A 17570-nucleotide genomic window follows, 5' to 3' on the forward strand; every position below is an offset into this window, starting at 1 on the left:
GCCTCGGCACACGCCGAGGCCCCCGAACCGCTTACTTACTTCACACGCCCAGAATCTGCTCGATCGGGTCGATCGCGAAGTAGATGAGGAACAGCGCCGACGCGCCCCACATCAGCCAGTGGATCTCCTTGGCCTTGCCCAGGACCGTCTTGATCACGATGTAGGCGAGGAAGCCCGCGCCGATGCCGTTGGTGATCGAGTACGTGAACGGCATCACGGCGATGGTCAGGAACGCCGGGATGGCGATCTCGTACTTGTCCCAGTCGATGTGCTTGACCTGCGTCATCATCAGGAAGCCGACGGCGACGAGCGCGGGGGCGGCGGCCTGGAGCGGGACGATGGTCAGCAGCGGGGTGAAGAAGAGCGCCAGGGCGAAGAGGCCGCCGGTGATCACGTTGGAGAAGCCGGTGCGCGAGCCCTCGCCGACGCCCGCCGCCGACTCGATGTACGAGGTCGCGGAGGACGAGGAGGACGCGCCGCCCGCGACCGCCGCCGCACCGTCGATGAGCAGCACGCGGCCGAGGTTGGGCACCTTGCCCTCCTCGTCCAGCAGGCCAGCCTCGGCGCTGATGCCGAGGACGGTGCCCATGGTGTCGAAGAAGTCCGACAGGATCAGCGTGAAGATCAGCAGGACGACGGTGATGGCAGCGGTCTCGCCGAAGGCGCCGAACAGGCTGAAGTGACCGATCAGTCCGAAGTCGGGGGTGTCGACGATCTTGTCGGGCCACGCGGGCGTGGTCAGACCCCAGGACTTGATGTCGGCGATCGAGTTGATGATGATCGCGACGATCGTCATGGTGACGATGCTGATCAGGATGGCGCCCTTGACCTTGCGGGCGAGCAGTCCGATGGTCAGCAGCACGCCGAGACAGAAGACGAGAACCGGCCACCCGGTGAGGGTGCCGGTGCCGCCGAGCTGGACCGGGACCGTGGTGTTCGCGATGTCGGGGATACGGCTGACGAAGCCGGCGTCGACGAAGCCGATGAAGGCGATGAACAGGCCGATGCCGACGCCGATCGCCTGCTTGAGCTGTTGCGGGATGGCGTGCATGACGGCCTCGCGCAGGCCGGTCACCACCAGTACGCAGATCAGCAGGCCCTCGATGACGATGAGGCCCATCGCGTCGTCCCAGCTCATCAGCGGGGCGATCTGGAAGGCGACGACCGCGTTCAGGCCGAGGCCGGCGGCGAGGGCGAGGGGCAGGTTGCCGCCGACGCCCATGATGATCGTCATGACGGCGGCCACCAGGGCGGTGGCGGTGGTCAGCTGAACGGCGTCCAGCTGGTGCCCGAACTTGTCCTTCGCGCTGCCCAGGATGATGGGGTTCAGGACAAGGATGTAGGCCATCGTGAAGAACGTGGCGAAACCGCCGCGTATCTCACGGCTGAAGGTGGACCCCCGCTCGGAGATCTTGAAGAACCTGTCGACACTGCTCAGCGCCGGGGGCGAGGCACTTGGCCGGTCGGCCACCTTCTGCGATTCGGACATGGCGCGTAACTCCTCGTTGCCTGGTTGATCGGTGCGGATGCTGGCTGGATTGTTCCCTTGTTGAACCGGTTTCAGGTTTTCTCCGTGTTACGGAATGGGCGTCAGAGCGCCACTTGAGGTTCGAAGCCGCGTACGAACCCGCCCGACGATCACTGCTACGCTTCCGGATCTCATCCGGTGCATACCGGATCTCCCCATGTCATCTACATGACACGCACAGGCAGGAAGAGGTCGCCGTGGGCACTGTCGTCGACGACGCAGCCTCCGTGGAGTTCCACGCCTTCTTCGAACGGCACTACGCCGAACTGTCCCGCCTCGCCCACCTGTTGACGGGCGAATCGGACGCCGCCGACGATCTGGCGGCCGATGCGCTGCTGGCACTGTGGCACCGCTGGGACCGGGTGCGCGACGCCGATCACCCGGTCGCGTACGCGCGTGGAGTGGTCGCCAACATGGCCCGCACCCGGATCCGCAGCGCGGTGCGGGAGCGGCGGCGCATCGCCCTGTTCTGGTCGCAGCGCGAGGAGAAGGTCGAGAACCCGGATATAGCGGGCGTGGTGGACGTCCAGGAGGCCCTGCGCAGACTGCCGTTCAGGAAGCGGGCCTGCGTCGTGCTGCGGCACGCGTTCGACCTCTCGGAGAAGGACACGGCGCTCGCTCTGGGCGTCTCGGTGGGTACCGTGAAGAGTCAGACGTCGAAGGGCATGGCCGAACTGCAGCGGCTGCTCGGCACGCAGGCGGCCCCGCGTAGAGTGCACGCGGCGATGGCGCGCGGCGGCGAGACCGGAGGAACGACCCGATGAGGCAGCAGGACGTGCACAACGAGCTGCGCGCCCGGCTGCACGAGGCGGCCGAGGCGCACGAACCCGACCGCGCGCGCATCCTGGCGCGGATCGAACGCGGCATGGCGCCGGATCCGCGGACCGGCCGCAGCCGGGCGTACCGCCCGCCGCTCCTTGGCTGGGCCCGGGTGGTGGGTGCCACGGCCGCGGTCGCGAGCGTGCTCGCGGTCGGCGGTTACGCGGTCGCCTCCGCGGTGAAGGACGACACCCTCCCGGAGAAGACGGTCGCGGTCTCGCCGACGCCCACACCGTCCCCGGACGCGACGAGCCGGGCCCCGGTCCCGCCGCCGGATCCGACGCCGAGTTCCGGCGGGTCCGACAACTCGGGCAAGGCGAGTGTGTCGCCGACACCGACCCCGACCGCCAAGGCCTCCGCGTCCGCGCTGCCGGCCGCGTCGGGCTCCGAGGACGGCCCACTGTGGTCGGACGGTTCGGTGGACCCGCACAGCAACGACTTCTGGGCGCAGAGCAATGTGACCCTCAAGACGAGCAAGCAACTGACCGCGTTGACCGTCGAGTTGAAGATCGCGCAGACCGGCGGGGTCACCTCGGCGGGCGCCTGGCGCTCGCTGCCGGAGCAGGACTTCACGCTGACGGTCGCCGAGCAGGACGGCTTCCTGGTGTACACATGGGTCCTCAAGGAGGGCCGTACGGTCGCGCCCGGCGAGTGGGTGTTCGCGGGGCAGTACGACCATGAGCGCGGCGGCCGTGACGCCAAGGACGACACATACGCGGCGGCGGGCACGGTCGGATCCCAACAGCTGTCCGTGAAGGGCGACTTCGCGGCCACGGACGACAACGACTCGGCAGACGAAGGGGATTCGTAAAGAATTCCCGGAGGGGCGGCAACCCTTTCCTCACCCGTGGCGACCAGGAGACGCAAGGATCCTCTCCCCAGGCAAGGAATGGGCATGACTGCACCAGCTGAACAGCGCGTCCGCCACCGTCGCCGGGTCACCAGGCGGCGGGCGGTGATCGGCGGAGCCGCCGCCCTCGGCATCACCGCGGCGGCGGTCGTCACCACGACGATGCTGTCCACCGCCGGCGCGGCGAGCGCCTGGCCGACCGCCAACGGCAGCAAGGCCGTGTCGTCGACGATCAAGGTGTCCGGCACCTACGACGGGAAGCTCGCCAAGTTCTACGGCAGCGGCGCCCTCGGCAGCGACAGTCAGGACGAGAGCCAGGGCGCGATCTTCGAACTCGCCGACGGCGCGACCCTGAAGAACGTGATCATCGGCACCCCGGCCGCGGACGGCGTCCACTGCCTGGGCAGCTGCACGATCCAGAACGTGTGGTGGCTGGACGTCGGCGAGGACGCCGCCAGCTTCAAGGGCAAGTCCTCGTCGTCCGTGTACACGGTCTACGGCGGCGGCGCCAAGGGTGCCTCCGACAAGGTGCTGCAGTTCAACGGCGCGGGCAAGCTGGTCGTCAGCAAGTTCCAGGTCGAGAACTCCGGCAAGCTGGTGCGCAGTTGCGGCAACTGCAAGACGCAGTACAAGCGCACGATCATCATCAACGACGTCGATGTGACCGCCCCGCTCAAGGCGATCGTCGGCGTCAACGCCAACTACGGCGACACCGCCTCGCTGCGCAAGATCCGTATCCACGGCGACAGCGGCAAGAAGATCAAGACCTGCGTGCGCTTCAAGGGCAACAACACGGGTGCGGAGCCGACCGAGCTGGGCACCGGCGCGGACGGAACGACCTGCAACTTCTCGTCATCTGACATCACATACAACTGAGTGAACCTTCAAGTATGACGGAGTACGTTCCTTGAGCACGCACAAGAAGCACCTCACGCGCAGACGTGTGCTCGGGGCCTCCGCGATCGGCGTCGCCGCCACCGGCGCCGCCGTCGCGACAGGCACCGGCCTCCTCTCGTCCGCGTCCGCAGCGGCCTTCGGTTACACGGACGACGGCAAGAACTACGTCGTCGACACCGGCGCCTCCCTCGTCTTCAAGGTCTCCAAGTCGACCGGCGACATCACGTCCCTGGTCTACAAGGGCAAGGAGTACGAGGGCTACGGCGGCAAGCACTCGCACGTCGAGTCGGGCCTCGGGGCCTCCACCGTCACGATCAAGCAGTCGGGATCGACGATCCTGATCAAGGTCGTGCACGGTGCGATCACCCAGTGGTACGCGGCCCGCAGCGGCCAGAACAACGTCCACCAGTGGACCAACAAGGCGGACGCCTCCTTCACCGCGACCCGCTACCTGGTCCGCCTCAAGCCGGGAATGTTCCCCAACGAGGGCTCGGACACCTGGATCGAGGCGTCCGACTCGATCATCGAGGCCGGTGACGTCTGGAAGCGCTCGGACGGCACGACCCACTCCAAGCACTACTCGGGCAAGCGGGTCATCGACTACGACTACGTCGGCTTCACAACCGGCTCGGTGGGTCTGTGGATCGTCCGCTCCAACCACGAGAAGGCGTCCGGCGGCCCGTTCTACCGCTCACTGCTGCGCCACTCGAACGACCTCGGCGCCGGCCTGTACGAGATCCTGCACTACAACCAGGCGCAGACCGAGCCCGAACGCTTCGGTCTCCAGGGCCCGTTCGTCCTGGCCTTCACCGACGGCGGCGCTCCCTCGTCCTCCCTCTTCCACGCCAACCTCGACACCTCGTGGGTGGACGGCCTCGGCATCACCGGCTGGGTGGGCAAGGCGGGCCGCGGCAAGGTGGCGGGCGTCGGTCTGAAGGGCATGGACGCCAAGTACGCCTACACGGTGGGCTTCGCCAACGCGGACGCCCAGTACTGGGCGAAGGCCGCGTCCGGCTCCGGCGCCTTCTCCTGCAAGGGGATGCTGCCGGGGACGTACACCCTGACCGTCTTCAAGGGCGAACTCGCCGTGCACACACGGGAGGTGAAGGTGACGGCGGGCGGCTCGACCGCGCTCAACTCGATCACCGTCACCGGCGATCCGTCCGCCGCGCAGACCGTGTGGCGGCTCGGCGACTGGGACGGCACGCCCGGTGAGTTCAAGAACGCCCAGCTGATGACGTACGCGCATCCGTCCGACGGTCGCGCGGCGAAGTGGACCGGCAACGTCACCATCGGCAGCGGCGACGAGGCCGCGTCCTTCCCCGCGTACATGTGGAAGGACGTCAACGACGGCATCCTCGTCTACTTCAAGCTCACCGCGGCCCAGGCCGCCGCCGCGCACACACTGCGCGTCGGGGTGACGGACGCGTTCCTCAACGGGCGTCCCCGGGTGAGTGTCAACGACTGGGTCTCGGCCATTCCCGCGGCCCCCACGCAGCCCGCGACGCGCTCGCTCACCACGGGTTCCTATCGCGGAAACAACCAGACGTTCACTTTCAACGTCCCTACAAGTGCGTGGAAGACGGACACCTCTCAGTACAACGTGCTGAAGCTCAACATCGTCAGTGGTTCGACAGGCACGGCCTACCTCAGCCCGGGCACGTCGTTCGACTGCATGGACCTGCTGACCTGAGCCCCCCTCGGTCAGCAGAAGAACGCCCCCGCCCGGTGACGACCGGACGGGGGCGTTCGCGCCCCGTTAGGGGCGCGGGGAACTGCGCGACCAGCCACGACGGTCCCGCAGTCCGAAGACCACAGTCAGTTCATGGTCGATCCGAGAGTCGTCGACCCCGTAGTCAGAAACGTCGTCGCCGGCAATGCCCCGCTCGCCTGCCGGGAGGCATACGCCGTTGTCGCGTCCGTCGACTTGAACGACGGAGTGCTGACGCCGCTGTCCCAGTTGTTGGCCGCGGAGACGGTGGACGAACCGAGCTTGTCCAAACCGCCCTTGTTGCCGACCGCGAGGTTCCTGGCGAGCCGCGCCTTGCCCGTGGCGAAGTAGAAGCCGGCCTCGGTGTTGGCGTACGCGGTGTTGCGGTTGAGGATGATCGCCCCGGTGTTGGAGTTCTCGGTGAACCCGTTCAGCGTGTTGTCCCAGGCCGCGTTGTTGTTGACGACATGCGCGACCGCGACGCCTCCGCCGCCCAGCTTGAACCCGTTGCCGTTGCCCTCGAAGGCCGAGTCGCTCCAGCGGTTCTTGCCGTTGCCGAACGCCCAGGAGTGGTCGATGGTGACCGGCGAGGAGAACTGCCACAGGTCGAGGCCGTCGTCCGAGTTGTTGTACAGGCGGGCGCCCGTGACCTTGTTCCCCGTGCCGGAGCCGAACTTGATGGCGATTCCGTCGGCGTTCTGCCCGTGACCGGCGGCGTCGTAGTTGCCGTAACTGTCCAGGTTCTGCACGAGGTTGTTGGTGGTGCCGTCGCCGCGCAGGGTGAAGCCGGAGTCACCGTTGTTCGCGGTGACCAGGTTCTTGAAGATGCCGCCGACGGAGGAGGTGACGACGAAGCCCTGGGCCGGGGAGTTCTGGAAGGTGAGGTTCTGGACGGTCCAGTAGTCGCCGTAGATCCCGGCCAGCCAGGAGCCGTCGGCCAGCCGGGAACCGTCGATCTTCACCTTCTCGCTGCCGTACGCCTGGAGCGTGATCCGTGCCGAACTGGTGCCGTTCGCCGTCGACTTGAGGGTGGCCGTCGGGTAGTACGTGCCGGCGCGCAGCTGGATGACGGTGCCGGCGGTGGCGCCGGCGACGGCCGACTCCAGCTGTGCGCTGGTGGTCACGGTGACCGTCGACGAGGCGGCCTGCGCGCCGCCGTTCGAGAGGCCGAGGTAGACGCCGCCCGCCCCGGCGGAGACCGCCACCGCGGCGGCGATCGAGAGGGTCCGCGTTCTGCGGTGGCGTCCGGTGGACAAACGCACGGGGGCGTTCCTTTCCTAGGGGGTGGAGACCAGATCAGACGAAACGGGCCGGAGGGGCCGCCCCGGCCCGTTTCTGATCTCTGGTCGCCGCCGCACCCGGAAAGGGTTGCCGTGGCCCCTTCGAAAGTCGTCGAAATTTTCGGTACCCCGCGCCGCGTCCGCACCGATTGACGCACGGTTCCCGGCTGATGACACTCCGAGGGCAGTTCGCCCAACACAATCCATCAGACCCCCACAGGATGTGACATGCGACGCCGCACCGCCCGCGCGATCCTGCTGCCCCTGCTGGCTCTTCTGCTGAGCCTGATCGCCGCCCCGCCCAGTTCGGCCCAGACCGGAGCCCCCCACGTGAACAAACCGAAGTACGCCGGCTATCTCTTCGCCTACTTCACCGGCGAGGGCACCGCCGACGGCGAGCAGATCCGCTACGCCCTCAGCCGCGGCAACGACGCGCTGCACTGGCGTGAGCTGAACGCCGGACAGCCCGTCCTCACCTCCACCATCGGCGAGAAGGGCCTGCGCGACCCGTTCGTGATCCGCTCCCCCGAGGGCGACAAGTTCTATCTGATCGCGACCGACCTGCGCATGTACCAGAGCAGCAGCGGCAGTTGGGACTACGTCCAGCGCCACGGCAGCAAGTCCATCATGATCTGGGAGTCCACCGACCTGGTCCACTGGACCGACCAGCGCCTGGTGAAGGTGTCACCGGACACGGCGGGCAACACCTGGGCGCCGGAGGCCTATTGGGACGACTCGCTCGGCGAGTACGTCGTCTTCTGGGCGTCGAAGCTCTACGCCGACGACGACCCCGGCCACACGGGCTCGACGTACAACAAGATGCTGTACGCGACCACGAAGGACTTCCGCACCTTCAGCGAGCCGAAGGTCTGGGACGACCCCGGCTACTCGGTCATCGACTCGACGGTCGTGAAGTACAAGGACACGTACTACCGCTACACCAAGGACGAGCGGGACCCCACGTCCTCCAGCCCCTGCTCGAAGTTCATCACCGGGGAGAAGTCGACGAGCCTGACGGACACGTCGTACGACTTCGTCGCCGACTGCATCGGCAGCGGCTCGATCGACCGCGGCGAGGGGCCGACGGTCTTCAAGTCCAACACCGAGAAGAAGTGGTACCTGTTCATCGACGAGTACGGCGGCCGCGGCTACGTCCCCTTCGAGACCACCGACCTCGACTCGGGCCAGTGGACGATGTCCACCAACTACCAGCTGCCCGCGAGTCCCCGCCACGGCACGGTGATTCCGGTGACGCAGGCCGAGTACGACCGGCTGCTCGCCGCCTACCCGGCCACCCCGATGTCCGTCGTGGACGCGACGGCCAAGGACCAGAAGGCGTACGCGATCGTCACGGAGGCGGCGGACAAGGTCGTCCTCCCCATGCAACCCGACGCGGATCTACGGCACTTGGCGCCCGCCCTGGCCATCGGCGCGGGCGCGACCGTGAGCCCGCCCTCCGGTACCCGGCGCGACTTCCGCAAGCCGCAGACCTACACGGTGACTTCGGCGGACGGCACGGCCCGCACCTGGACGGTCGAGGCGGTGCCGACCCGCAGTCCGGTGCTGCCAGGCCTCTACGCCGACCCCGACATCCGCTACATGGACGGTCGTTACTGGATATACCCGACGACGGACGGCTTCCAGGGCTGGAGCGGCACGCAGTTCAAGGCCTTCTCCTCCACGGACCTGGTCCACTGGACGGACCATGGGGTGATCCTCGACCTGGGGGCGGACGTCTCCTGGGCGGACAAGAACGCCTGGGCCCCGGCGATCGCCGAGCACGACGGCAAGTACTACTTCTACTTCTGTGCCGAGCAGCAGATAGGCGTGGCCGTCGCGGACTCTCCGGCCGGGCCCTTCAAGGACGCGCTCGGCAAGCCCTTGGTCGCGAAGGGCGGTTCCCTCAGCGGGCAGATGATCGACCCGGCCGTGTTCACGGACGACGACGGGACGTCGTATCTCTACTGGGGCAACGGGCACGGTTACGTCGTGCCGCTGAACGACGACATGGTGTCGTACGACGCCTCGCAGGTGAAGGACATCACCCCGGACAACTTCCGCGAGGGTTCCTTCGTCGTGAAGCGGCAGGGGACGTACTACCTCATGTGGTCCGAGGACGACACCCGCAGCGAGAACTACCACGTGGCCTACGCGACGGGACCGTCCCCGCTCGGCCCGTGGACCAAGCGGGGGACGATCCTGTCCAAGCGTCCCGAGTACGGCATCAAGGCCACCGGCCACCACTCGGTGGTCAACGTCCCCGGTACCGACGACTGGTACATCGTCTATCACCGGTTCGCCCTGAACGGCCCCGGAAAGGCCGGCGGTGACGGTATGCACCGCGAGACGACGATCGACCGTCTCACCTTCGCGGCGGACGGGACCATCGAGCCGGTGGTGCCAACTCTGGGATCGATCAGGCCAGTTGAGAACTGACGGAACTAGCTGACGAAGTACGTCGGGTTGGGCAGCTTGTACGTCCTGTCGGCGTAGCCCCCGTCGAGGTCCGAGTACTGGTCGCCGAAGTTGGCGACGATCTCGTACCCGAGGTCCTCGATGTGCGCGCGGGTGCCGGACTTGTACTGCACGGTGGTGCAGGTCCAGGTACCCGCGGTGGCGCAGTCGCTCAGGTACGCGGGCGGGTTCGCCGTGTCCTTGAGGAACATGTGGGCGGAGTCGAGGTTGATGTCGACACCGATCTTCTTCAGGTTGTCGACGGCGGCGGTGCGCTGCGACTCCTTCAGGCCCGAGTTGTAGAACACCTCGACGCCCTTGGCCGCGGCGTACTTCACCAGCTCGGGGCTGCCGAAGACCGCCGGGCGGTCCGCCTTGGCCACGTACTCGGCCCAACTGGCCGAGTTGTACGTGTAGTTGGTCTTCTTCTCGTAGTCGAGGCTGAGCAGCAGCGTGTCGTCGATGTCGAAGACGACCGCGGGCTTCTCGCCCTTGTGGAGCGCCTTGCGCGCCGCCTGGTCGATGTACTTCTTGGCGGCGGCGTCGATGCGCGCGAGGTCCTTGGCGTACGCGCTGTCCGTGGACGCCTGGTAGACGCCGTTGGCGTCGAGCGTGGTGCCGTAGTAGGTGTCGATGTCCTTGACCAGCAGCCCGATGTTGTAGGGCTCGTGGGTCGAGTTGGCCGTCGACTGGCCGGCGGTCGCGACGCCGGTGCCGTACAGGGCGGCACCGGCGACGGCACACGTGGCGGCGATCGCCGCGATGCGGAGTGGCTTATGCATGACAGGAGTTCTACGCGCGTCACCCTCCCGGGCGCGAGACCCGTTGCCTGATCGAGACCTCCTTCACAGGCAAAAATCGGGTCAAGCGCCCCGGACGAGTGGCGGGGCAGGTCAGTTCATCGTCGCGCCGATGGTGGTGCTGCCCGTGGTGAGGAAGGTGGTGGCGGGCAGGGAGCCGTCCGACTGGCGGGAGTTGTACGTCGTGGACGCGTCCGTGGAGACGAAGGACGGGGTCGAGATGCCGGAGTCCCAGTTGTTGCCGGCGGAGGTGACCGAGGAGCTCTTGCTGACCGAGCCGCTGCCGTTGCTCACGGCCAGGTTCTTGCCGAGCCTGGCCGCGCCGGTGGCGAAGTAGTAGCCCCACTTGGAGTTGGCGTACGCGGTCGTCCGGTTGATGACGATCGCCCCGGTGTTGGAGTTCTCGGTGAAGCCGTTGCCGGCGTTGCCCCAGGCGGCCGAGTTGTTGACGACGTGCGCGACGACCTCGCCGTCGCCGCCCAGCTTGTAGCCGTTGCCGTCACCCGCGAAGGCCGAGTCCGACCAGCGGTTGACGCCGTTGCCGAAGGCCCAGGTGTGCTCGACGGTGACAGGCGAGGAGAAGGACCAGAAGTCGAGGCCGTCGTCCGAGTTGTTGTAGAGGCGGGCCCCGGTGATCAGATTGCCGGTGCCGGAGCCGTACTTGACCGCGATTCCGTCCGCGTTCTCGCCGTGGTTGGCGGAGTCGTAGTGGCCGTAGGAGTCGATGTTCTTGACGGTGTTGTTGACCGTGCCGTCGCCGGTGAGGGTGAAGCCGGAGTCGCCGCCGTTGATGGTCTTGATGTTGCTCCACACCGTGCCGGTGCAGGACTGGCAGACGACCGCGCTGTCCGGGGAGTTCTGGAAGGTGATGTTGGAGACGTTCCAGTAGTCGGCGGTCAGCTTGAAGATCCAGTCGCCGTCGGGCAGCGAGGAGCCGTCGATCTTCACGGTCTCCGAGCCGTACGCCTGGAGGTAGATGCGGCTGGCGGAGGTACCGTTCGTCGTGGACTGGAGGGTGGCCGTCGGGTAGTAGGTGCCGGCGCGCACCTGGATGACGGTCCCGGCGGTGGCGCTGGAGATCGCGCTGGTCAGCTCGGCGGTCGTGTCGACGACGACGGTTGCTGCCTGGGCCTGGGTGGGGAGCACGGCGAGGCCGGCGCCGAGGGCGAGGGCGGTGCCCAGGCCGAGAGCGGTACGACGAGACATGGAGTGCGGTCCTTTCGTCTCTTTGTCGAGGAACTGATTGGGGAACTACTCGGGGAACTGGTTGGGGATGTGGGGGTTCCAGTCGCCGAGGTAGGTCGCGGGGGTGTGCGACTCGGCCTCGGTGTCGGTGAGTTGGGGCCGGTTGTCGGGAACGGTGATCTCGGCGCCCGGCCCGGTGTTGCGGTACTCGCGGAAACGCATGGTCTGCCAGGGGTAGGCCTCCCGCATGTTGATGTAGGGCGTGACCGCGTCGATGCCCGGGCCGAGCCAGGTGTCCCGGACGACGAGGGACGGCCAGGCCGTCGTCTCGTACGACGGGACCCATGGGCGCGCGATCTTGTAGGCCGCGTCCTCGGCACCGGAGGTGACACGGCTGCGGAGGGCCAGGAAGCCGTAGGGGTTGGCGCGGGCCGTGGCCGGGGCGAAGACCATGCCCTCGGGCTTGAAGGTGACGTCCCGGTCGAGAGTGTGGAAGTGACAGTGCGCGAAGACCGCCCGGGCCCGCCCGAAGACGAAATCGACGTCGCCCTCGATGTAGCAGTCGCGGTAGTAGTGGCGGTCGAAGGCGTCCAGGGCCGTGGTGTCGGCGAACAGGGTGTCCTGGTGGGCCAGCAGCCGGACGTTCTCGAAGTGGGACCGGTCGCCGGTGACATACGCGGCGACCGCCTGCGTGCCGGTGATCTCCGGGTGGTCGGCGCGCAGCCAGTCGTTGGCGAGGGTCAGGTCGCGGACGGTCAGTCCGGCGGCGGCCGAGGTGAAGGTGGCGGAGCCCGCCGTGCCGTAGGTGCCCGAACCGTCGGGCTTCTGGGTGCCGTTGGCGTTGTCGTAGACGATGACGGCGTCACGCGGATCACAGGTGGCGCCACGCAAGGTCAACTCCGGCTTCCCGGCGGGGATGTTGACGACCTCGCGATACGTACCCGGGTGCACGACGATCGTCCAACCTGGCCCGGCCACCGCGTCCACGGCGGCCTGTACGGAGTCACCGGGCCGGACGTGCAGCACCCGGCGGCCGGTGGAGGCGAGGGCGGGGACGGCCCCGACGGCCACGAACCCGCCGGCGATTCCGGCGATCAGTGTGCGTCTGCTCAGCATCTTCAGCGCACCTTCCAGGGCGTCCAGTCACCGAGGTACGCCTTGCGGGTCGCCGACTCGGCTTCCTCGTCGGTGAGTTGGGGGCGGTTGTCGGGGACGGTGATCTCGGCGCCGGGCCCCGTGTTCCGGTACTCGGCGAACCGCTGGTTCTGCCACGGGTAGGCGTCCGACATGTTGGTGTAGGGCGCGACCGCGTCGGTGCCAGGGCCGAGGTGGGTGTCCCGGACGGTGAGCATGGGCCGGGCGGTGGTGTCGGAGCTGGGCACCCAGGGACGGGCCAACTTGTAGTAGCCGTCGGGGGCTTCACTCGTGACGCGGCTGCGCAGCACCAGATATCCGCGCGGGTTTGCGCCCGCCGTGGAGGGCGCAAAGACGAAGCCGTACGGGGCGGCGGCCAGGTCGGTGCGGGTGAGCGTGCGGAAGTGGCAGGAGTCGTAGACGCCGGTGGCCCGCCCGAAGACGAAGTCGACGTCGCCCTCGATGTAGCAGTGCGCGAAGTACTGGCGGGCGAAGACTCCGAGGGCGAACGAATCGGCGTACAGGGTGTCCTGGTGGCCGAGGAAACGGCAGTGGTGGAAGGCGGACCGGTCGCCCTGCACCTTGATGGCGACGGCCTGGGTGCCGGTGATGTCGGGGTGGTCGGCGCGCAGCCAGTCGTTGGCGAAGGTGATCCAGCGGGCGGTGAAGCCGTCGGTGCGGATCAGGGTGGTGGCCGAGCCGGTGGTGCCGTAGGTGCCCGAACCGTCGGGCTTCTTGGTGCCGTTGGCGTTGTCGTACACGATGACGACATCACACGGGTCCTCGCTCGCACCGATCCAGGTCATCTCGGAGGCGGCCTCGGTACGCAGCCCCGTGACGGGGTCGACGACACCGGCGATCACGGTCTCGCGGTAGACGCCGGGGGCGATGACGAGGGTGTACCCGGCCGTGGTGGCGGCGTTGACGGCGGCCTGGACGGAGGTGAAGTCGCCGGTGCCGTCCGGGGCGACGTACAGGGTCTTCGGGGTGAGGCGCGCGGCGGGCGAACCGTACCGGCCGAACGGGCACGGCCGCGAGGCGGCCCACGCGGGCACGGACGCAAGGGCGAGAGCGGCGGATGCGCCGGCGCTCGCCAGCAGGAAACCCCTTCTGGACAGGGGGAGTTGAGCATTGGGCAAGGGCATGCGGGTGCTCCTTGAGTGCGCGGCTCTTGATGGGGGGCTGGGGCGCAGCCCCGCCCCCCAGGGGCGCGGGGAACTGCGCGACCAGCCACAACGGCGCCGCAGACGATCGACGGCGCAAACGGTTAGCTCAAACGACCCGCACCGGCACAGTGATCGACGATCCCCGGAACCGCCTGCGCCGGATCGACCTTGGTACGCAAAACCGGCGTCCAACCCGCGCCCGACTCCAACGCCTCCGCAGGGATCTCGGCATTGTGAACGGCGATCAGGTCCACAACCTCACCGTTGACGTAGTTGTCGTCCGCGGTCAGCGGCGACACATTCCACCGCTTGAGCACCTTGGCCGCGCTGACCCCCTCCGGCAGCGTGAACGCGTTGTGCTCGGCGACGAGTTGGGACTCCTTGCCGATGCCGAAGCTGTAGGCGTAGCCCTCGGTGGCCACGAAGTGGTTGTTGTAGGAGTCGACCTGCCCGAAGCGAACGCGCGGCGCGCGCTCCACAAGGCCGGAGAACAGGTTGTGGTGGAAGGTGACTTTCAGATGCCCCCGGTCACCGGCGGCCGTCGACTCACTGTCGCTGTTGCCGATGAGGATCGTCTTGTCGTGCTCGGTGAAGACGTTCCAGGAGGCGGTGACGTGGTCCGCGCCGCGGACGATGTCGAGCTCGCCGTCGTGCTGCTGGTAGAGCAGGCCGAAGTAGGTGGGTGCGGCGCTGTCGGGGTGGCTGCCGTCGGTGAACGTGTTGTGGTCCAGCCACACATGGGTGGAGCCGTAGACGACGGCGGTGTCGTACTCGGAGTTCCAGTTGCCGCTTGAGCCGTCCGTTGGGTCCCACTGCGGGAAGCAGTCGATGGGGCTCTCGAAGGTGAGGTTGCGGACGATGACGTTGTCGACGGCCTTGATCTGGAGGCTGGCGCCCTTGAAGCCGGCGTCCTTGCCGACGCCGATGATGGTGGTGTTGGCGGGGACGATCGCCTTGATGGTCGAGTCCTGGTTGGCGGCGGAGGCACGGCGCAGGCCTTCGGGGCTGTCGTCCGGCTCAGCGCTCAGGTCGGTGTCGAGCCCCCAGGCCTCCGGCGAGTACTTGGCCAGGTAGGCGTCGAAGTCGTAGCCGGGCGCGGCAAGCGAGTCGCACCCCTCGGAGACCGCGTCGATGGTGCCCCTGACCTTGATGATCTTCGGCGCGGTGCCGCCGGCGGCGAGGGCGGCCTTGAACTCGGCCCAGGTGGTGACGGTGTACACGTGATCGGCGTCGGCCGCGGCACCGCCGGTGGTGCCGGTGCCGTAGGAGCCCCAGCCGTCACCGGCGGCGAGCACCTGCCGGGCGGGGTCGCGGGGCTGGGCCTGGGCGGCGGGCCCGGTCAGGGACAGCACGAGCGCGGTGCAGCCGACAAGCCCGGCGGTTCTCGCAATGGCATGTGCATGCCATATCCGTGTGTTCATGGTGCGGCTCTCTCTTCCGGTAAGGGGGTGGTTGTCAGGCGGCGGCCGCGTCCGGCCAGGTGATCCAGGACTCGGGGATCTCCTCGTCGAGCCGGCACACATCCCGGGGTGCCAGCACCCGCGTACGCAGCAGCTCCCGCACCACGAGCCGCGCCACGGCGATCGCGCCCGGCGGGTTGAAGTGCGTGTTGTCCTGCTCCGTCGCGGTCCAGTTGAAGTACTTCTTCGTCTCCTCGACCCCCAGCTCCTGCCACAGCGCGAGCGACAGTGCCTGAATGTCGAGCAGCGCCACGCGCTCCTCCTCGGCGAGCGCGCGCATCGCCGCCGGATAGTCGCCGTGGGTCGGCGAAGAGTTGCCGTCCACGTCGAACCTGCGGCGCTCGACGGGGGTGGCGAGCACGGGCCGCGCACCCCGGGCCCGGGCCCCGTCGACATACAGCCGCAGATAGTCCTGGTATGTCGTCCAGGGCTCGGTGTACCGAACGGGATCGGCGCTCTTCTCGTCGTTGTGCGCGAACTGGATCAGCAGGAAATCACCGGGCTGAATGGCGGAAAGGATGACATCGAGCCGCCCTTCATCGACAAAGCTCTTCGAACTCCGCCCGTTCACCGCGTGATTGGCGACGGGCCGATCCTTGTGGAGAAAGAAGGGAAGAGCCATGCCCCACCCGGTTTCCGGGGCGGCGTCGGCGTATTTCTGGGCGGCGGTGGAATCGCCGGCGATGTAGAGGGTGCGGGGCCGGGCAGCAGCCTGCACGGATCCGGCAGCCGCCACGGAGAGCGGAATGCCGGAAAGGGCGGCGAAGGTGACCTGCCTACGGGTAAGAGCCACAGGGATGTGCCCTTTCAACAGGGGGGAAGCTGACCTACCTAGGGGCGCGGGGAACTGCGCGACCAGCCACAACGGACCCGCAGCTCCCCACAACCGAACCCACCCGAACGAACTCAGTTATTTGCCTGCCAGTCCGCCTGAGCCGCATTCAACTGCTCGGCCAACGTGTTCAGAAATTCCTCCGCACTCATCTTCCCGAGCAGCACCTTCTGGAAGTTCGGCTCGTTGTCCGCCTTCGAGATGGTGTTCCAGTCAGGCAGGTAGTAAGGAAGCTGCACGATCTTCGTAGCGGTCCCGCCAATCGCCTCGGCGGCCAGCTTCGTAGCCTCGGCCCCCTGAATCCACGAATCCTGCGCGGCCTCGGTGTTGGCCGGAATCGCCCCGGCGGACTCGTTCCACTTGCTGTTGGACTCGTGGGACACGGCGAACTCGATGAACTTCCACGCCGCCGTCTTGTTCTTGCTGGACTTGAACAACCCAAGCCCGTCAACGGGGTTGGACACCTGCACCCGGGTCCCGTCGTCGAGCGTCGGGTTGGGAATGCCCTTGAACTTGTCCGCGCCCAGCGCCTTCAGATGGTCCTGGTAGGACCCCAGGTTGTGGCTCAGCATGCCGATCGTGCCGCTGTCCCACTGGGCGACCATCTTGGTGAAGTCGTTGTTGACGTCGGCGGATGGAGTGTCCTTCTTGTAGAGCGCGACGTACTTCTCCAGCGCCGCCACGTTCTTCGGGTCGTTGACCGTGGTCTTGTCGCCGTTCCAGAACGTGTCGATCCCGCTCTGCCCGTAACTCGCGTCCAGGGCCTGCGCGATCGAGCCCTCGCCGCCGCGGATCGTGTACCCGAACTTGTTGTCGTCCTTGTCGGTGAGCTTGTCGGCGGCCTCGTAGAACTTCGTCCACGTGGTCGGCGCGTCAAGACCCGCCGCCTCGAACAGGTCGGTCCGGTACCACAGGGTGCCGTTGTTGGCGGAGGTCGGAACCGTGAACAGGCTCTCGCCACCGCCCGCGGACTTGACGCTGTCGAGGAAGTTCTGGTTGAGCTTGCCGTTCAGCGAGCTCTTCTCGATACGGCTGTCGAGCGGCTCCAGGGCGTTCTGCGCGGCGACCTCGGCGAGCATCGCGGCGCCCACGCCACCGACGTCCGGCAGCCCGCCGCCCTGGATGGCGGTGTCGTACTTGGACTGGACGCTCGCGGCCGGCACCCCGACGTAGTTGACCTTGATGTCCGGGTACTTCTTCTCGAAGTCGGCGATGATCTCCTTCCAGATGTCGGTGCGGACACCGCCGTTGTTGTCCCAGAAGGTGATCTCGCCCTTGCCGGAGCCCTCGCCACCCTTGTCACCCGCCGCACCGCTGCCGTCGTCGCCGCAGGCGGTGGCGGTCAGCGCGAGCACGGAGCCCAGGGCGACGGCGATGGCGGCGCGCCTGCTTCTGCTGATACTGGTCTTCATTGATCGGCTCTCTTCTTCTGGATCCAACGGAGATATGAAGTT

Annotated in this window: 14 protein-coding genes; 5 read left to right on the plus strand and 9 right to left on the minus strand. The window is 67.5% G+C overall.

Features of this window, described 5'->3' with window-relative positions; genetic code table 11:
* Positions 1–40: 40 nt before the first annotated feature.
* The gene (locus AC5DRG_RS12780) at positions 41–1489 is read right to left on the minus strand and encodes an NCS2 family permease (protein WP_491810291.1); all 1449 of its coding nucleotides are present in this window, start codon (positions 1487–1489) and stop codon (positions 41–43) included.
* A gap of 236 nt (positions 1490–1725) precedes the next feature.
* On the opposite strand from AC5DRG_RS12780, the gene AC5DRG_RS12785 reads away from it, so the two are divergent.
* From AC5DRG_RS12785 to AC5DRG_RS12800, 4 genes are all read left to right on the plus strand, one after another.
* A complete protein-coding gene (locus AC5DRG_RS12785) occupies positions 1726–2292 on the plus strand; it encodes a SigE family RNA polymerase sigma factor (protein WP_491810293.1) in 567 nt (188 codons plus the stop codon).
* Positions 2289–3158 (plus strand): hypothetical protein, encoded by an 870-nt coding sequence (locus tag AC5DRG_RS12790; RefSeq protein WP_491810295.1) that lies wholly within the window; start codon positions 2289–2291, stop codon positions 3156–3158. Before AC5DRG_RS12785 ends, AC5DRG_RS12790 begins: the two co-directional genes overlap by 4 nt.
* Before the next feature lie 84 nt (positions 3159–3242).
* A complete protein-coding gene (locus tag AC5DRG_RS12795; RefSeq protein WP_491810297.1) occupies positions 3243–4073 on the plus strand; it encodes a pectate lyase in 831 nt (276 codons plus the stop codon).
* A 31-nt stretch (positions 4074–4104) separates the two neighbouring features.
* On the plus strand, positions 4105–5787 hold the full coding sequence (locus AC5DRG_RS12800) for a rhamnogalacturonan lyase B N-terminal domain-containing protein (protein WP_491810299.1): 1683 nt from the start codon (positions 4105–4107) through the stop codon (positions 5785–5787).
* A gap of 125 nt (positions 5788–5912) precedes the next feature.
* On the opposite strand, the gene AC5DRG_RS12805 is transcribed toward AC5DRG_RS12800, so the two are convergent.
* Positions 5913–7067 carry a right-handed parallel beta-helix repeat-containing protein gene (locus AC5DRG_RS12805; protein WP_491810301.1) on the minus strand — a complete coding sequence of 385 codons (1155 nt, stop codon included), beginning with the start codon at positions 7065–7067 and terminating at the stop codon, positions 5913–5915.
* Positions 7068–7313: 246 nt separating this feature from the next.
* Between AC5DRG_RS12805 and AC5DRG_RS12810 the strand changes: the two genes are divergently transcribed.
* On the plus strand, positions 7314–9521 hold the full coding sequence (locus AC5DRG_RS12810) for a glycoside hydrolase family 43 protein (protein WP_491810303.1): 2208 nt from the start codon (positions 7314–7316) through the stop codon (positions 9519–9521).
* A gap of 5 nt (positions 9522–9526) precedes the next feature.
* Here the strand turns inward: AC5DRG_RS12810 and AC5DRG_RS12815 are convergent, their stop codons facing one another.
* The 7 genes from AC5DRG_RS12815 to AC5DRG_RS12845 form a co-directional block, all read right to left on the minus strand.
* Positions 9527–10321 carry an HAD family acid phosphatase gene (locus AC5DRG_RS12815; protein WP_491810305.1) on the minus strand — a complete coding sequence of 265 codons (795 nt, stop codon included), beginning with the start codon at positions 10319–10321 and terminating at the stop codon, positions 9527–9529.
* A 111-nt stretch (positions 10322–10432) separates the two neighbouring features.
* On the minus strand, positions 10433–11545 hold the full coding sequence (locus tag AC5DRG_RS12820; RefSeq protein WP_491810307.1) for a right-handed parallel beta-helix repeat-containing protein: 1113 nt from the start codon (positions 11543–11545) through the stop codon (positions 10433–10435).
* A gap of 45 nt (positions 11546–11590) precedes the next feature.
* Positions 11591–12640: a pectinesterase family protein gene (locus tag AC5DRG_RS12825; RefSeq protein WP_491810309.1), complete on the minus strand. Its 1050-nt coding sequence runs from the start codon at positions 12638–12640 to the stop codon at positions 11591–11593.
* Positions 12641–12642: 2 nt separating this feature from the next.
* Positions 12643–13803, minus strand: a complete 1161-nt coding sequence (locus AC5DRG_RS12830; RefSeq protein ID WP_491810311.1) for a pectinesterase family protein — start codon at positions 13801–13803, stop codon at positions 12643–12645.
* A 122-nt stretch (positions 13804–13925) separates the two neighbouring features.
* Positions 13926–15245, minus strand: coding sequence for a pectate lyase family protein (locus AC5DRG_RS12835; RefSeq protein WP_491810313.1), 1320 nt, complete (start codon positions 15243–15245; stop codon positions 13926–13928).
* 34 nt (positions 15246–15279) lie between these two features.
* A complete protein-coding gene (locus tag AC5DRG_RS12840) occupies positions 15280–16077 on the minus strand; it encodes a rhamnogalacturonan acetylesterase (protein ID WP_491810315.1) in 798 nt (265 codons plus the stop codon).
* A 113-nt stretch (positions 16078–16190) separates the two neighbouring features.
* Positions 16191–17528 (minus strand): ABC transporter substrate-binding protein, encoded by a 1338-nt coding sequence (locus AC5DRG_RS12845; RefSeq protein ID WP_491810317.1) that lies wholly within the window; start codon positions 17526–17528, stop codon positions 16191–16193.
* Positions 17529–17570 lie beyond the last annotated feature (42 nt).

It is taken from the genome of Streptomyces sp. JLBG701 (assembly GCF_058544905.1).